The organism is Pseudomonas sp. 14P5.3.2 (genome assembly GCF_057799175.1).
In genome coordinates, this window is sequence record NZ_JBYOKU010000049.1 from 23,600 (window position 1) to 39,809 (window position 16,210).

Sequence of the window (16,210 nt, forward strand, 5' to 3'; positions counted from 1 at the left end):
TGTTTCAGACAGATCGCATTGGCAGGTTTTGGGGCCGCTGCGCGACCCAGCGGGAGCAAGCTCCCTCGCCACAAGGGCAAATCGGTATTGCTTTTAGTGCTGCAGGATCTTCTCGAGGAAATGCTGCGCGCGTTCGGAGCGGGCGCTGATGTCGCCGAAGAACTCCTCTTTCGGGCAGTCTTCGATGATCTTGCCGGCGTCCATGAAGATCACGCGGTCAGCCACTTTGCGCGCGAAGCCCATCTCGTGGGTCACGCACATCATGGTCATGCCTTCCTGGGCCAGTTGCACCATCACGTCGAGCACTTCGTTGACCATTTCCGGGTCGAGCGCCGAGGTCGGTTCGTCGAACAGCATGACGATCGGGTCCATCGCCAGCGCGCGTGCAATCGCCACACGCTGTTGCTGGCCGCCGGACAGTTGCCCCGGGTGCTTGTGGGCGTGTGCCGACAGACCGACGCGATCAAGCAGTTGCAGACCTTTCTTGGTCGCCTCTTCCTTGCTGCGGCCCAGCACCTTGATCTGCGCGATGGTCAGGTTCTCGGTGATGGTCAGGTGCGGGAACAGCTCGAAGTGCTGGAACACCATACCGACGCGCGAACGCAGTTTCGGCAGGTTGGTCTTGGAGTCGGCAATCGAGGTGCCGTCGACGACGATGTCGCCTTTCTGGAACGGCTCCAGCGCGTTGACGCACTTGATCAGGGTCGACTTGCCGGAACCCGACGGGCCGCAGACCACGATCACTTCGCCTTTCTTGACCTCGGTGCTGCAATCAGTCAGCACCTGGAAGTCGCCATACCACTTGTTGATGTTCTTGATGGAGATCATACGGCAAACCTTTTTTGCAGACGCTTGACCAGCAGCGAGGCGGAAAAGCTGATGATGAAGTAGACGACACCGGCAAAGATCAGGAACTCGTTGGAACGACCGATGATGTCGCCGCTGGAGCGGGCGGAGTTGAGGAAGTCCACCAGGCCCACGGTGTAGACCAGCGAGGTGTCCTGGAACAGGATGATCGACTGTTGCAGTAGCAACGGGGTCATCTTGCGGAACGCCTGGGGCAGGATGATCAGACGCATGGTCTGGCCATAGGTCATGCCCATCGCCTGGGCCGCGGCCATCTGGCCTTTGGGGATCGACTGCACGCCGGCCCGGACGATCTCACAGAAGTACGCGGCTTCGAACATCATGAAGGCCACGACGCAGGAGGTGAACGCGCCGATCGGGGTGTCTTCGCCGGTGATCCAGCGCAGCACGAACGGCACCGCCAGGTAGAACCAGGTGATCACCAGCAGCAGCGGGATCGAGCGGAAGTAGTTCACGTAGGCGCCGGCGACGCGCGACAGCAGTTTGCTGGACGACAGGCGCATCAGCGCGAGGATGGTCCCCAGCACGATGCCGCCGACCACGCCCATGACCATCAACTGCAAGGTCATGACCATGCCGTTCCACAGGCCCGGGATCGCGGGGATGATGCCGCTGAAATCGAAGTCCATTATTTACCCCCCACGGAGATCAGGCCGGGCACTGCGACTTTCTTCTCGACCAGGCGCATCAGCAACATCAGGCTCATGTTCAGGGTGAAGTAGATCAGCGTGGCCAGGGTGAAGGCTTCAAACAGGTTGGCCGAGAATTCGGCGGTCTGCTTGGTTTGCGCCAGCAGTTCCATCAGGCCGATCAAGGACGCCACGGAGGAGTTCTTGAAGACGTTGAGGAATTCCGAGGTCAGCGGCGGAATGATGATGCGGTAGGCCTGGGGCAGCAGCACGTTCCAGTAGATCTGCGGCAGTTTGAAACCCATGGCGCGGGCGGCGGATTCCTGGCCGCGTGGCAGCGCCTGGATGCCGGTGCGCACTTGCTCGCAGACCCGGGCGGCGGTGAACAGGCCCAGGCACACGACGACGCTCAGGTAGGCCGAGGTGGTCGGGTTCAGATCCTGTTTGTACCAGTCCTGCAGGTTCTGCGGCAGCAGGTCGGGTACCAGGAAGTACCAGATGAACAGCTGAACCAGCAGCGGCACGTTGCGAAACAGTTCGACGTAGCAGGTCGCGATGCCCGACACGAGGCGGCTCGGTACGGTGCGCATGACCCCAAGAACGGAGCCCAGCAGCAAGGCGATAATCCATGCCACGACGGCGATGGCGATGGTCCAGCCCAGTCCGGAGATGAACCAGTCGAGATAAGTCTCGCTGCCCACGCCGGTGGACTTGAAGAACACGCCCCAGTCCCAGTTGTAATTCATTAGGGTCTCCCCTCGAAATCGATCGATGTACAAGCACCCGCTTGGGGAAGATCCTTTCCCGTCCGACGTTGAACGCCGGGCACACGCGATCGGCTCGAAAACCGCCAGGTCGAGTGTTCCACTGTAAAGCCAGCAGGTAGTAACAGACGTCTGAGGGAGGTTGCTCCCTCAGACGACAGGTTAGTCAGGAATCAGATTTTTACGTCAGGCGCAGGCTTGTCGCTCGGGTTGGCAATCAGTTCCTTGACCTTGTCGCTCATCGGGAAGTTCAGGTTCAGGCCTTTTGGCGGGATCGCGCTCTCGAACCACTTGCTGTAGATCTTGTTGATCTCGCCGGACTTGTACAGGGCGACGATGGCGTCATCGACAGCCTTTTTGAAGGCCGGGTCGTCTTTGCGAACCATGCACGCGTAGGCTTCGAAGGATTGCGGAGTACCGGTGATGACCCAGTCGTCCGGCTTCTTGGCCTTGGCTTCTTCACCGGCCAGCAGGGCGTCGTCCATCATGAAGGCAACGGCGCGGCCGCTTTCCAGCATGTTGAAGGATTCGCCGTGGTCCTTGGCGGAGATGATGTTCATGCCCATCTGCTTGTCGGCGTTCATCGCTTTGATGATGCGCTCGGACGTGGTGCCGGCGGTGGTCACGACGTTTTTGCCTTTCAGGTCGGCAAAGTCAGCGTAGGACGGCTTGCCATCCTTGTCTTTCTTGACCAGCAGACGGGTGCCGATTTCGAAGATGTTGACGGTGAAGTCGACTTGCTGGGCGCGTTCGGCGTTGTTGGTGGTGGAGCCACACTCGATATCCGCGGTGCCGTTCTGGATCAGCGGGATACGGGTTTGCGAGGTCACCAGGTTGTATTTGACCTTCAGGTCTGGCTTGTTCAGGTCTTTTTTCAGGGCTTCAACGATGGCCAGCTGAATGTCGTGGGAGTAGCCCACGGGTGTGCCGGAAGCATCCGCGATGTAGGAAAACGGGATGGAGCTGTCGCGGTGAGCGAGCGTGATAGTGCCGGAATCGTTGATTTTCTTCAGGGTGCCGGTGAGTTCGGCGGCGAAAACTGGTGTGCTGATCAGAGCGGCAGCAATGGCTGCACCCAGGATATGGGGAACGATGCGCATCAAATTTTCCTCGAATTGTTTTTTTTATGGAGCCAGTTCGTCGGCCCTTTTGTGCTTCGAATGCCTGACGGCTCCTGAAGTGTTGGCACGGCAGGCATTCGTCGAGAGAGTGTAGAGCATGAGTCGTGCCAGAGCAGTCTATGGCAGCTAATTGGTTGATTTTTAAGGTGATTAAAGTTTTGTGTCGGTGTTTTTGGCTGAAACTGATCCGGTTATCCGAATCGACCGGGAGGTCGCGTTCGGAAAACCGAATGCTTTGTTGCCAGTTGTTTTCGGCAACACGCCCTTTGTGGCGAGGGAGCTTGCTCCCGTTGGACTGCGCAGCAGGCCGGCTTTTAGAGCGGGGCCGCTACGCGACCCAGCGGGAGCAAGCTCCCTCGCCACAGGTACAGCGTCCGGCGCGGATAAATAAAAAAGCCCCTGAATCGTCAGATTCAGGGGCTTCGTTTCAAGCGCTGTAAACGTCAGGCCGCTTCAATCTTGCGGTTCTGCTCGACCTTGCCCAGGTACGCCGCCAGTTTCTCTTGCTCGGCCGGGGTGGTGAACAGGCCCAGCTTGCTGCGGCGCCACAGGATGTCGTGCGCGGTGGTGGCCCATTCTTCGCTGCACAGGTAATCGACCTCGCGGGTGTAGAGACCGCCGCCGAGGTGTTCGCCCATGTCATTCAGCGACTCGACGCCTTCGAGCATGCGCCAGGTGCGGCTGCCGTAGGTGGTGGCCCAGCGGCGGGCGATCTCGGTCGGGACGAAGTCGAACTTGTCGCGGATCTGCGCGCTCAAGGCTTGCGGGGTAGTCATGCCTTCGCCGCCGGGCAGGGTCGCGGTCGCGGTCCAGCTCGGGCGCATCTGGGTGAAGTACGGCATCAACTGAGCCATCGCCGACTCGGCGAGTTTGCGGTAGGTGGTCAGCTTGCCGCCAAACACCGACAACAGCGGTGCTTCTTCGCCGCCGCCAGACAGCGCCAGGGTGTAATCGCGGGTCACGGCGGACGGGTTGTCGGATTCGTCGTTGCACAGCGGACGCACGCCCGAGTAGCTGTGCTGAATGTCGTCGCGGCTGATCTGCTTCTTGAAGTGAGCGTTGACCACTTTCAGCAGGTAATCGGTTTCGCCGTCGGTGATTGCCACTTTCGCCGGATCGCCGGTGTATTCGCGGTCGGTGGTGCCGATCAGGGTGAAGTGGTTCAGGTACGGAATGGTGAAGACGATGCGCTGATCTTCGTTTTGCAGGATGTGCGCGTGATCGCCTTCGTACAGTTTCGGCACGATGATGTGGCTGCCCTGAATCAGGCGGATGCCGTACGGCGATTCCATTTTCAGGTCGTCACGGATGAACTTGGCGACCCACGGGCCGGCCGCATTCACCAGTGCTTTGGCGGTGATCGAAAACAGGCTGCCGTCGGCGCGTTCCAGGTTCAGGTGCCACAGGCCCTTGGCGCGGCGGGCGCTGACGCAACGGGTCTGGGTGTGTACGTGGGCACCTTTTTCCCGGGCGGCCATGGCGTTGAGAACGACGAGGCGGGCGTCATCGACCCAGCAATCGGAATATTCGAAGCCCTTGGTGATTTCGCTTTTCAGCGCGCTGTCGGCGCCGAATTTCAGGCTTTTCGAACCTGGCAGCTTTTCGCGCTTGCCGAGGTTGTCATAGAGGAACAGGCCGGCGCGAATCATCCACGCCGGACGCAGGTGCGGACGGTGCGGTAGCACGAAGCGCATCGGCTTGACGATGTGCGGCGCCTTGGCCAGCAGCACTTCGCGCTCGGCCAGCGCTTCGCGCACCAGACGGAATTCGTAATGTTCGAGGTAGCGCAGGCCACCGTGGATCAGCTTGCTGCTGGCCGACGAGGTGTGGCTGGCCAGGTCATCCTTTTCGCAAAGGAACACCGAGAGACCGCGACCGGCGGCATCCGCTGCGATCCCCACGCCATTGATCCCGCCGCCAATAACGGCAACATCGTAGATCTCGGCGATAGGGGGCGTACGCAAGGTAGAGGTGGACATCGGCTGGCCTCGGGCTCTTTTGATTTTCTGTCTTGGAAATCGAACATAAATGTTCATTTGCGAAAATGGTAGCCCATAAAGACGCGCACAGCCAGTCACGTTCGATTGAAAAAACTCATCGAAGGGCGGCTAAAAGAAAATTTTCGAACATTAGATGTGCGCAAGAGCGCTGGAGATGTGTTGTTTGTAACTGCCCCTTCGCGAGCAAGCCCGCTCCCACAGTGGGGTGAGGGGCCTCACAAATCTTGTGGCTGACTCAAATCCCTGTGGGAGCGGGCTTGCTCGCGAAGAGGCCCTTACGAACACTGAAGGGCAAAAGGTTTAAACGACTTCCAGACGAATCTTGTGCTGGCTCAACAGTTGCGCCAGTGCCGGCACCGGCTGCTGATCGGTCACCAGGCAGTCGATCAGGCTGATCGGACCCAATCGAATCATCGCATTGCGCCCGAATTTGCTTGAGTCGGCCGCCAGAATCACCTGCCGCGCATTGGCGATGATCGCCTGCGATACGCGCACTTCCTGATAGTCGAAGTCGAGCAGGCTGCCGTCTTCGTCGATACCGCTGATGCCCACCAGCGCGAAATCAACCTTGAACTGGTTGATGAAATCCACGCTCGCCTGACCCACCACACCGCCGTCACGGCGCACGTTGCCGCCGGTCAGCAGCACATCGAAATCATCCTTGGCACTGAGCATCGAGGCGACGTGCAGGTTGTTGGTGATGATCTTCAGATGGTTGTGATTGAGCAGGGCGCGGGCAATCGATTCGGTGGTGGTGCCGATGTTGATGAACAGCGAGGCGTGATCGGGGATCTGCGCGGCGATGGCTTCGCCGATGCGTTGTTTTTCATCGCGCATCTGGTCGGCGCGCATCGCATAGGCGGTGTTTTCGACGCTGGAATCATAGGCCGCGCCGCCATGGTAGCGACGCAACAGATTGGCTTCCGCGAGCTGATTGATATCGCGGCGGATGGTTTGCGGGGTAACAACGAACAGCGTAGCCATTTCCTCGATGCTCACATAGCCGCGTTCGCGGACCAGCTCGAGGATTTGCTGCTGACGGGGAGGCAGATTCATGGGGCTTCCTTTGGGCTGCCGTGCAAAATTTGCCCATGATGCCGCAGGAATCTCCTCCCGACCAGTTAGTTGCCTATCAGTCTCTGAAGGTTGGCTTATTCAGCGTCTTCACGCGCCCAGTCACGGGTGCGGCTGACGGCTTTTTTCCAGCCTTTGTACAGTTTCTCTTTCTCGACTTCATCCAGGCTCGGCTCGAACTCGCGCTCGATGACAGCCTTGCCGCGCAGTTCGTCCAGGCTGCCCCAGAAACCGCACGCCAGACCGGCCAGATACGCTGCGCCCAGCGCGGTGGTTTCGCGCATTTGCGGGCGCTCGACCTGGGTGCCGAGGATGTCGGCCTGGAACTGCATGAGGAAGTTGTTCGCGACCGCACCGCCGTCCACACGCAGGGCCTTGAGGCGTTCGCCGGAGTCCTGTTGCATGGCGTCGAGCACGTCACGGGTCTGGTAGGCGATCGATTCCAGCGCTGCGCGGATGATGTGATCCACGCGCACGCCGCGCGTCAGGCCGAACAGTGCGCCACGGGCATACGGGTCCCAGTACGGAGCGCCCAGACCGGTGAAGGCCGGTACCAGGTACACGCCGTTGCTGTCCTTCACTTTATTGGCGAAGTATTCGGTGTCGTGAGCGTCGTTGACGATCTTCAGTTCATCGCGCAGCCACTGCACGGTCGAGCCACCGTTGAACACCGCGCCTTCCAGGGCGTAAGCCACTTCGCCGCGCGGGCCGCAAGCGATGGTGGTGAGCATGCCGTGCTGCGATTTCACCGCTTTGTCGCCGGTGTTCATCAGCAGGAAGCAGCCGGTGCCGTAGGTGTTTTTTGCCTGGCCCGGCTCGACGCACATCTGGCCGAACAGTGCGGCTTGCTGGTCACCGGCGATACCGCCGATGGCGATGCCGCTCTTGGTGCGACCGTAGATTTCAGACGAAGCCTTCACTTCCGGGAGCATCTCGCGCGGGATGTCGAGGATTTCCAGCATCTTCGAATCCCACTCCAGCGAATGGATGTTGAAGAGCATGGTGCGCGAGGCGTTGGTGTAGTCGGTGACGTGCACCTTGCCACCAGTGAATTTCCAGATCAGCCAGCTATCGATGGTGCCGAACAGCAATTCGCCGTTGCGCGCACGCTCGCGGCTGCCTTCGACGTTGTCGAGGATCCACTTCAGCTTGGTGCCGGAGAAGTACGGGTCGGTGACCAGGCCGGTGTTGTCGCGAATATATTCTTCGTGGCCATCGCGCTTGAGCTGCTGGCAGATCTCGGTGCTGCGGCGGCACTGCCAGACGATCGCGTTGTACACCGGACGGCCGGTGGTCTTGTCCCAGACTACGGTGGTTTCACGCTGGTTGGTGATACCGATGGCGGCCACCTGATCGTGATGCAGACCGGCCTGGGCCAGCGCTTCAACCATCACCGCGCTCTGGGTGGCGAAGATTTCCATCGGGTCGTGTTCAACCCAGCCGGCTTGCGGGTAATGCTGGGCGAATTCGCGTTGGGCGGTGCAGACCACGTTCGCATCGCGGTCGAAAATGATCGCGCGGGAGCTGGTCGTACCCTGATCGAGGGCAATGATGTAGTTCTTATTCTGAATGTCGGTCATGTCGATTGCCTTGGACGAAATAAGGGAGAGTGGGCCGGGGCGCGGGCTCGAATTGGGCAGGAACCCGCGCCGACTGTTTCAAGAAGTTCTTGGTTTGCCGTCAATGGCCGGTTCTGCATCCTTTGTAGCAGGTGTGGCGCCGGTCAGGTGACGGGCGATGAGCCCGCGATACCCGGCAGCGCCGAGGCAGGCACCGACAATCGGTGCAAAAATCGGAATCAGGAAGTACGGAATATCGCGGCCGCCAGTGAAGGAAATTTCACCCCAGCCGGCAAAGAAAGTCATCAGTTTCGGACCGAAGTCACGGGCCGGGTTCATCGCGAAACCAGTCAGTGGGCCCATCGAACTGCCGATCACAGCGATCAGCAAACCGATCAGCAGCGGTGCCATCGGGCCTTTCGGCAGACCGTTATTGTCATCGGTCAGGGCCATGATCACGCCCATCAGGATCGCGGTGATGATCATTTCGACCAGGAATGCCTGGGCAGTCGACAGCACTGGATTGGGGAAGGTGGAGAATACCGACGCCAACTCAAGGCTGGCAGCCGAACCACGAACCATTTGGTGAGTTTGTTCGTAATCGAAGAACAGGTTGCTGTACAGCGTGTAAACCAGCAGCGCGCCGCAGAACGCGCCGGCAATCTGCGACAGGATGTAGAACGGCAGTTTGCGCTTTTCGAAGTCAGCAAAAATGCTCAGTGCGATACTCACGGCGGGGTTCAGGTGCGCGCCGGAAACTCCGGCGGTCAAGTAGATCGCCATGCTCACACCGACGCCCCAGATGATGCTGATTTCCCACAGGCCGAAGCTGGCGCCCGCGACTTTGAGCGCAGCGACACAGCCGGTGCCGAAAAAGATCAGAAGTGCAGTCCCCAGAAACTCGGCCAGGCATTGGCCGGAAAGCGAAGGTTGCTGAATAGCAGTTGTCATTGAAAACCTCGATTTTTGTTGTTGTCTGGCGCATTTGCCGTCAGGGCAAGGCGCGATTTTCGCCGAGGCAGGATCCCCATCCTGTCCCCGGTTTACTGCTGGGTGCTGCGGTGATGATAATTCTTACATTATTCAGATTCGAAAAAATATAGACAAGAAACAAACCTGTCAAAGGTCGAAAGTGAACCATCGGTCACAATTAAACTATCAACCTGTTGAATGATCCTGCGGGTGACTGCGGCGATAGCCCGGTGATTCGCCTGTAAAGCCCGAAAAACGGGGCTTGCGCTAGAGCCTTTTGCGAGGTGATGGCCTAGAATCCGGCGCAGGATTTTCTGTTGATGCCGAGCCTGGAGCTGCCATGACCCCTGCGTTGGACTTGTTGAAAAAAGTTCGTGCCGAACATCGCGTGCACAGTTACGAACATGATCCCAAGGCTGCGTCCTATGGGCTGGAGGCCGCAGAGAAGCTGGCGCTTGAGCCGGCTCAGGTGTTCAAGACGCTGCTGGCCGCCAGTGAAAAAGGTGAATTGTTGGTGGCGGTGGTGCCGGTCGTCGGAAGCCTTGACCTCAAGGGCCTGGCGCATGCTGCTGGGGTGAAAAAAGTCGAAATGGCCGACCCGGCTGCCGCGCAGCGTTCCACCGGTTACCTGTTGGGCGGCATCAGTCCGCTGGGGCAGAAAAAACGCCTGCGCACCTTCATTGATAACTCGGCCCAAGGTTTTGCGACTATTTATGTCAGCGCCGGCCGACGTGGCCTCGAAGTCGAACTGGCGCCGGCGGTGCTGGCTGAGCACACCCAGGCCAAATTTGCCGATATCGGCCGTGCGTAACGCTCATCGCTGTATGCAGAAAATTGGCCGGTTCTGTCACTGGCGCTGATCCGGCCCGCGTTGCATGCTCTGCCCACGGAATTAGGGAGAAGGTTATGCAGCTTGAGTTTTATCAAGTCGACGCGTTCAGCGATCGGCCGTTCAGTGGCAATCCGGCGATGGTTTATCGGCTCGATGCATGGCTTGCGGATGAGCTGATGCAGAAGATCGCCGCCGAGCACAATCTGGCGGAAACCGCGTTTGTGGTGCGCGAAGGCGCGGCGTGGCATATCCGCTGGTTCACCCCGACCACCGAGGTGCCATTGTGCGGGCATGCGACGCTGGCCAGCGCCTATGTGTTGTTCGAGATCTACAAGGAAACCACCGAGCGGCTGGACTTCATCTGCAAGTCCGGGCCGTTGAGTGTCAGTCGTGAGGGCGATCGCCTGTGGCTGGACTTCCCTTCAATTGTGCCGTCAGAGATTGGCGTGACGCTGGATGTCGAGCGTGCGCTGGGCGTCGAGGCAGTGGATGTGCTCGGTTCCAACGAGTTGTTCGTGGTGCTCGACTCGGAGCAGGCGGTGCTCGACTGCAAGCCGGACATGGTCGCGCTGGCGAAACTGCCGTGGCTCGGTGCGATCGTGACGGCGCGCGGCAATCAGCACGATTTCGTCTCGCGTTATTTCGCTCCGGCGATTGGTATCAACGAAGATCCGGTCACTGGTTCGACGCATTGCAGCTTGATTCCGTACTGGTCGAAACGTCTGGGCAAATCCAGTTTGACCGCGTGCCAGCGCTCGGCGCGGGGCGGGGAGTTGTTCTGTCGGCTGGAAGGTGAACGGGTGAAAATTGGCGGGAATGCGACGCTGGTGGCCAGCGGTACGCTGATTTTGGGCTGACCCAAAACCAATTGTGGGAGCGGGCTTGCTCGCGAATGCGCTGTGTCAGACGACCTCTTCGTTTACTGACACAGCGCATTCGCGAGCAAGCCCGCTCCCACAGTTCTGATCCGGGGCGGATCAGAGTGCAGCGCTGTAGCGGCGGACGCCGTTTTCCACAGCCGGGATTTGTGCCGCGGTGCTGCCGCTGGCCTGGAACAGGACGAGGTGTTCGGCGGCGACCCGAATCCCCACATCCGCGCCGACCTGATGGTCGGCATGGCTCGGGAAGATCGATTCCAGTTGCGCACCGGTCGGCAGTTGCAGGCGATACAGGGTCGAGGCGCCAAGGAACGTCTTGCCGACGATCCGCGCTTTCAACCCACTGTCCGGCGCATAAACAATGTCATCCGGACGCAGCAACACATCCACCGCACCGCCCACCGGCCAGGTGTAGGCCCGGTTGCCGCGCAGTTCGCCGAGTTCGGTCTGCACCGACTCCGGGCTGCCGAGCTGGCCGCGAATGAAATAACCCTGACCGATGAAGCTGGCGACAAACGGCGTCGCTGGCTCGTGGTAGAGGTTGTAGGGCGTGTCCCACTGCTCCAGCCGACCTTCCTTGAACACGCCAACGTGATCGCTGACGGCGAAGGCTTCTTCCTGGTCGTGGGTCACCAGAATCGCACTGGTGCCACGGGCCTTGAGGATGTCGCGCACTTCGTGGCTGAGCTTGCGCCGCAGTTCGCCATCGAGGTTGGAGAATGGCTCGTCGAGCAGCAGCAATTGCGGCTCCGGCGCCAGTGCCCGGGCGAGGGCGACACGCTGTTGCTGGCCACCCGATAACTCGTGGGGGAAACGCTTGCCGAGATTCTTCAGGTTGACCAGTTCCAGCAGTTCTTCGGTGACGCGCTCCTTGTTCGGGTGCTTGCGGATACCGAAGGCGATGTTGTCCGCGACGCTCAGGTGCGGGAACAGCGCGTAATCCTGAAACACCATGCCGATCCGGCGTTTCTCTGGTGCTAGAGTGAAACCGGCGCTGGAGATGGTTTCACCTCCCAGGGTGATTTCACCTTCGTGCACCGGTTCAAAACCGGCAATCGCGCGCAGGGTGGTGGTCTTGCCGCAGCCGGACGAGCCGAGCAGGCAACCGATGTCACCGGCGTTGAGGTGCAGATTGAGGTTCTGCACCACGCGTTGATCTTGATAGCCGCAAGCGAGGTTGCGCAGGTTCAGCAGTAATTCATGGCTCATGCGTGGTGATATGCCGGTTCGACGAGGAACTCGAGCAGGGCCTTCTGTGCGTGGAGACGGTTTTCTGCCTGATCCCAGGCGACGGAGCGCGGGTCATCAAGCAGGTCGAGGCTGATTTCTTCACCGCGGTGCGCTGGCAGGCAGTGCATGAACAGCACATCTTCGGCCGCCAGATCGAGCAGGGCGCGGGTCACCTGGAACGGTGCGAACAGCTTCAGGCGCTTGGCAGTTTCCTCTTCCTGACCCATCGAAGTCCAGACGTCGGTGCTCACCAGGTGTGCACCGCGCACGGCGTCCTGCGGATCGCGGACGATGGTCACACGATCGCCGGCGCGGGCGACGAACTCAGGATTTGGCTCGTAGCCTTCCGGGCAGGCGATGCGCAACTGGAAGTCGAACTGGATCGCCGCTTCTATATAGCTGTTGCACATGTTGTTGCCGTCGCCGATCCAGGCCACGGTCTTGCCCTGGATCGAGCCACGGTGCTCAAGGAAGGTCTGCATGTCGGCCAGCAACTGGCACGGGTGCAGGTCATCGGACAGGCCGTTGATCACCGGCACGCGCGAGTTGGCAGCGAATTCGGTCAGGGTGCTGTGGGCAAAGGTACGGATCATCACCGCATCGAGCATGCTCGACATGACGATGGCGCAGTCGCCGATCGGCTCGCCACGGCCCAACTGGGTGTCGCGCGGCGACAGGAAGATTGCCTGGCCACCGAGCTGGATCATGCCGGCCTCGAAGGAGATCCGGGTACGGGTCGAGGACTTCTCGAAGATCATCCCCAGGACGCGGTTTTTTAGAGGCTCGAACAGTACGCCGCGGTTACGCAGGTCCTTGAGCTCAACGCCTCGACGGATCACGCTGACCAGCTCTTCGGGCGTGCAATCCATCAGGGAGAGAAAGTGCCTTGCGCTCATCATTGACTACCTTTTTGCTACAAACCGCAGATGCTCAAAGCCTTGTTTAACGGAACAACGGGCGAGACCTGCGGCGTAAGCCGCACGGGGCGACGAAATAGGGGAAGGCGCGATATTGACACTAAATGTCGCGTTACGCCAATAGGCTACGGTTTTTGCGGAGTTTGCAGCGGCGACAGTGTGTTGCAGTCGCGCAGTAGAAGCCGGGTTGAGGCGTGTAACGGACTCATTTGTACACTGGCGCCGCGGGGCTTGGCAATCCGCTGTGGCGGGGATGGGGCAGGTCGGGTCGGTTTGCGACTGCCCGGCCACGGCTTCGCTTGGTCGGATGGCCGGTTGAAACATTTGCTAATGCAAAGTGCTGGGTTATAACTACCTTTCGAGCGACGCAGGAAGCCTTCGCATGGAATCGAAAGAACAATTGTTAATGGAATTGCTGGGCCACACGGCTCGCTCACTGACCCATCTCACCGCCTCGGTGACGTCAATGTCCTTCGAACTGCTGCGCAGCGAAGATGATGTGGTCAAGGCTGCCAGTCGCCAGATGATCGATCGCATGGCGACTATCAGCGCAGGGCTCGACGAGCACTGGCGACTGATCGGCGAACTCACCGGCGTGCACGTCGCCCACGAGCAGATCGAAACCATTCAGGAAATCCAGTTGCAGGCGCCGCCGCAGTTGCCGTCCAACTGAGCCTGACGAGCTATCGGCTCGCCTGATAGCCGTCGATTCACAAGACGAACGTCGCTGGCGTCGCTCCCGCACACGGGCCATAGTTTTGTTCCCGCAGGCACGCCCGTTGCCTGCCCAGAACAAGACAGAGACTGGCCATGACCAAGACTCTCCATCACCGTGCCTGCCACCTGTGCGAAGCCATTTGCGGCCTGACCATCGAGACCACCGAAACCGATGGCAACGTCGCGATCACCTCGATCAAGGGCGATGCCCTCGACACCTTCAGCCGTGGGCACATCTGTCCCAAGGCTGTGGCCCTGCAAGACATCCAGAACGATCCGGATCGCCTGCGTCAGCCGATGCGCCGGGTCGGCAGCGAATGGCTGCCGATCGAGTGGGACGAGGCCTTTGCGCTGGTGGCCGAGCGTCTGGCGGCGATTCAGGAGCGTCACGGCCAGAACGCGGTGGCGGTCTATCAGGGCAATCCGAGCGTGCACAACTACGGGCTGATGACCCACAGCAACTACTTTCTCGGCCTGCTGAAAACGCGCAATCGCTTCTCCGCGACCTCGGTCGACCAGTTGCCGCATCACCTGAGCAGTTACCTGATGTACGGCCACGGCTTGCTGCTGCCGATCCCGGACATCGATCACACCGATTTCATGCTGATCCTCGGCGGTAATCCGCTGGCATCCAACGGCAGCATCATGACCGTGCCGGATGTCGAGAAACGCCTGAAGGCGATTCAGGCGCGCGGTGGCAAAGTGGTGGTGGTCGATCCACGGCGCAGCGAAACGGCGGCCATCGCCGATCAGCACTTGTTCGTGCGTCCCGGTGGCGACGCGGCGTTGCTGTTCGGCGTGCTCAATACCTTGTTCGAAGAAGGCCTGACCCGCGACAGTCACTTGCCCGTCGATGGCCTCGATGAAGTGCGTGCAGCCATCGCAACGTTCACTGCCGAAGCCATGAGCCCGCTGTGTGCGGTGCCAGCCGAGCAGATCCGCCAACTGGCGCGGGATTTCGCCGCGGCGCCGAGCGCGGTGTGCTACGGGCGCATGGGCGTTTCGACTCAGGCGTTCGGCACCTTGTGCCACTGGGTGGTGCAGTTGATCAATCTGGTCACCGGCAACCTCGACCGGGTCGGCGGCGCGCTGTGCACCGAGCCGGCGGTGGATCTGGTGGCGTCGACCTCGGGCGGGCATTTCAACAAATGGCAGAGCCGGGTGTCCGGGCGGCCTGAGTACGGCGGCGAGCTGCCGGTGTCGGCGCTGGCCGAAGAGATGCTCACCGAAGGCGAAGGGCAGATTCGTGCGCTGATCACCGTGGCCGGCAATCCGGTGCTGTCGACGCCGAACGGCCGGCAACTGGAGCAGGCGCTGGATGGTCTGGAGTTCATGCTCAGCATCGACCTGTACATCAACGAAACCACGCGTTATGCCGACCTGATCCTGCCGTCGACCTCGGCGCTGGAGAACGATCACTACGACACCACGTTCAACCTGTTCGCGGTGCGCAACGTCACTCGCTTCAATCGGGCGATTCTCGCCAAGCCTGAGGGCGCATTGCACGACTGGGAGATCTTCGTTGGCCTGGCTAAGGCGTTTGCCGAGAAGACCGGCAAGGAGCTGAAACCGACGATGCCGCCGGCGAAGATGATCGATATGGGCCTGCGCATGGGGCTGTATGGCGATGCTTCGGCGCACAAACTGTCGCTGGCGACGCTGTTCGATCATCCGCACGGCGTCGATCTGGGCGCGCTCAAACCGAATCTGGCGGCCCGCCTGAAAAACCCGAATCAACGGGTGCAGGCTGCGCCACCGGAGATCCTCGCCGATCTCGCACGCTTTGCCGCCTTGCAGGCGCCGGCGGCGGATGAGCTGCTGATGATCGGCCGGCGCCATGTGCGCAGCAACAATTCATGGATGCACAATTACCATCGTCTGGTGAAGGGTAAGCCGCGTCATCAACTGCTGATGCACCCGGATGATCTGGCCAGTCGCGGGCTCGACGACGGGCAGTTGGTGCGCGTCAGTTCGCGGGTCGGGCAGATCGAAGTGGAAGTGCTCGGCAGCCTGGACATGATGAAAGGTGTGGTCAGCCTGCCGCATGGCTGGGGTCACGCGCGTCCGGGGGTGCAGATGGCGATTGCCAGCGGTCAGCCGGGGTCGAGCGCCAACGACCTGACCGATGAATGCCAGCTCGACGAGCTGTCGGGCAACGCGGCGCTCAACGGCGTGCCGGTGACGGTGGTGGCGGCTTGAGCATGTCTGTCGGGGAGACCGAGCAGGGCGCTCGGGATTCCGTTACAATGCGCCACCGTGCCGACCCATGAGTCGGAAAGTTCAGCCGAGGTGCTCCATGGATATCATCGAAACGATTAAAGAGCAGATTGCCAACAACACCATTCTGCTTTACATGAAAGGCTCGCCGAATGCCCCGCAGTGTGGCTTCTCCGCGAAAGCTGCGCAGGCCGTGATGGGCTGTGGCGAGAAGTTCGCCTACGTCGACATCCTGCAGAACCCGGAAATCCGCGCCAACCTGCCAAAGTACGCCAACTGGCCGACTTTCCCGCAACTGTGGGTTGGCGGTGAACTGGTCGGCGGCAGCGACATCATGGCTGAAATGTTCGCCAACGGTGAGCTGCAGACTCTGGTCAAGGAAGCATCGGCCAAGGCTGCTGCGGCCAAGTCCGAAGCCTGATACGGCTTTGTG

General features: G+C 60.3%; 15 protein-coding genes. 5 read left to right on the forward strand and 10 right to left on the reverse strand.

Annotation, left to right across the window (positions count from 1 at the left end; genetic code table 11):
* Positions 1-93: 93 nt before the first annotated feature.
* The 8 genes from AC27VU_RS26560 to AC27VU_RS26595 all read right to left on the reverse strand — a co-directional run bounded on the left by AC27VU_RS26560 (position 94) and on the right by AC27VU_RS26595 (position 8,965).
* Positions 94-828: an amino acid ABC transporter ATP-binding protein gene (locus tag AC27VU_RS26560; RefSeq protein WP_003227758.1), complete on the reverse strand. Its 735-nt coding sequence runs from the start codon at positions 826-828 to the stop codon at positions 94-96.
* On the reverse strand, positions 825-1,496 hold the full coding sequence (locus AC27VU_RS26565; protein ID WP_003227756.1) for an amino acid ABC transporter permease: 672 nt from the start codon (positions 1,494-1,496) through the stop codon (positions 825-827). Before AC27VU_RS26565 ends, AC27VU_RS26560 begins: the two co-directional genes overlap by 4 nt.
* Positions 1,496-2,242 (reverse strand): amino acid ABC transporter permease, encoded by a 747-nt coding sequence (locus tag AC27VU_RS26570; protein ID WP_003227754.1) that lies wholly within the window; start codon positions 2,240-2,242, stop codon positions 1,496-1,498. Before AC27VU_RS26570 ends, AC27VU_RS26565 begins: the two co-directional genes overlap by 1 nt.
* Positions 2,243-2,433: 191 nt before the next feature.
* Entirely contained in the window at positions 2,434-3,360 is a 927-nt protein-coding gene (locus AC27VU_RS26575; protein WP_003227752.1) for a glutamate/aspartate ABC transporter substrate-binding protein, read from the reverse strand.
* A gap of 464 nt (positions 3,361-3,824) precedes the next feature.
* Positions 3,825-5,360, reverse strand: a complete 1,536-nt coding sequence (glpD, locus tag AC27VU_RS26580) for a glycerol-3-phosphate dehydrogenase (RefSeq protein ID WP_488725244.1) — start codon at positions 5,358-5,360, stop codon at positions 3,825-3,827.
* Between the two features lie 321 nt (positions 5,361-5,681).
* Complete coding sequence (locus AC27VU_RS26585; protein WP_007916700.1) at positions 5,682-6,437, reverse strand: DeoR/GlpR family transcriptional regulator; 756 nt, start codon at positions 6,435-6,437, stop codon at positions 5,682-5,684.
* Positions 6,438-6,532: 95 nt separating this feature from the next.
* Complete coding sequence (gene glpK, locus AC27VU_RS26590) at positions 6,533-8,035, reverse strand: glycerol kinase GlpK (RefSeq protein WP_003227744.1); 1,503 nt, start codon at positions 8,033-8,035, stop codon at positions 6,533-6,535.
* A 78-nt stretch (positions 8,036-8,113) separates the two neighbouring features.
* Entirely contained in the window at positions 8,114-8,965 is an 852-nt protein-coding gene (locus AC27VU_RS26595; RefSeq protein ID WP_003227742.1) for an MIP/aquaporin family protein, read from the reverse strand.
* Between the two features lie 361 nt (positions 8,966-9,326).
* Between AC27VU_RS26595 and ybaK the strand changes: the two genes are divergently transcribed.
* Both ybaK and AC27VU_RS26605 read left to right on the forward strand, forming a co-directional pair.
* Complete coding sequence (gene ybaK, locus AC27VU_RS26600) at positions 9,327-9,797, forward strand: Cys-tRNA(Pro) deacylase (protein WP_003227741.1); 471 nt, start codon at positions 9,327-9,329, stop codon at positions 9,795-9,797.
* A gap of 95 nt (positions 9,798-9,892) precedes the next feature.
* Positions 9,893-10,675: a PhzF family phenazine biosynthesis protein gene (locus tag AC27VU_RS26605; RefSeq protein WP_262142243.1), complete on the forward strand. Its 783-nt coding sequence runs from the start codon at positions 9,893-9,895 to the stop codon at positions 10,673-10,675.
* Between the two features lie 120 nt (positions 10,676-10,795).
* Here the strand turns inward: AC27VU_RS26605 and AC27VU_RS26610 are convergent, their stop codons facing one another.
* On the reverse strand, positions 10,796-11,905 hold the full coding sequence (locus AC27VU_RS26610; protein ID WP_027612071.1) for an ABC transporter ATP-binding protein: 1,110 nt from the start codon (positions 11,903-11,905) through the stop codon (positions 10,796-10,798).
* Positions 11,902-12,822 (reverse strand): ornithine carbamoyltransferase, encoded by a 921-nt coding sequence (gene argF, locus AC27VU_RS26615; RefSeq protein ID WP_045122614.1) that lies wholly within the window; start codon positions 12,820-12,822, stop codon positions 11,902-11,904. The genes AC27VU_RS26610 and argF overlap by 4 nt, the downstream gene beginning before the upstream one ends.
* Before the next feature lie 403 nt (positions 12,823-13,225).
* Between argF and AC27VU_RS26620 the strand changes: the two genes are divergently transcribed.
* The 3 genes from AC27VU_RS26620 to grxD all read left to right on the forward strand — a co-directional run bounded on the left by AC27VU_RS26620 (position 13,226) and on the right by grxD (position 16,198).
* A complete protein-coding gene (locus tag AC27VU_RS26620; RefSeq protein WP_003227733.1) occupies positions 13,226-13,516 on the forward strand; it encodes a hypothetical protein in 291 nt (96 codons plus the stop codon).
* Between the two features lie 137 nt (positions 13,517-13,653).
* Positions 13,654-15,759, forward strand: a complete 2,106-nt coding sequence (locus AC27VU_RS26625) for a molybdopterin oxidoreductase family protein (protein WP_488725245.1) — start codon at positions 13,654-13,656, stop codon at positions 15,757-15,759.
* A gap of 97 nt (positions 15,760-15,856) precedes the next feature.
* Complete coding sequence (gene grxD / locus AC27VU_RS26630; RefSeq protein ID WP_003227729.1) at positions 15,857-16,198, forward strand: Grx4 family monothiol glutaredoxin; 342 nt, start codon at positions 15,857-15,859, stop codon at positions 16,196-16,198.
* Positions 16,199-16,210 lie beyond the last annotated feature (12 nt).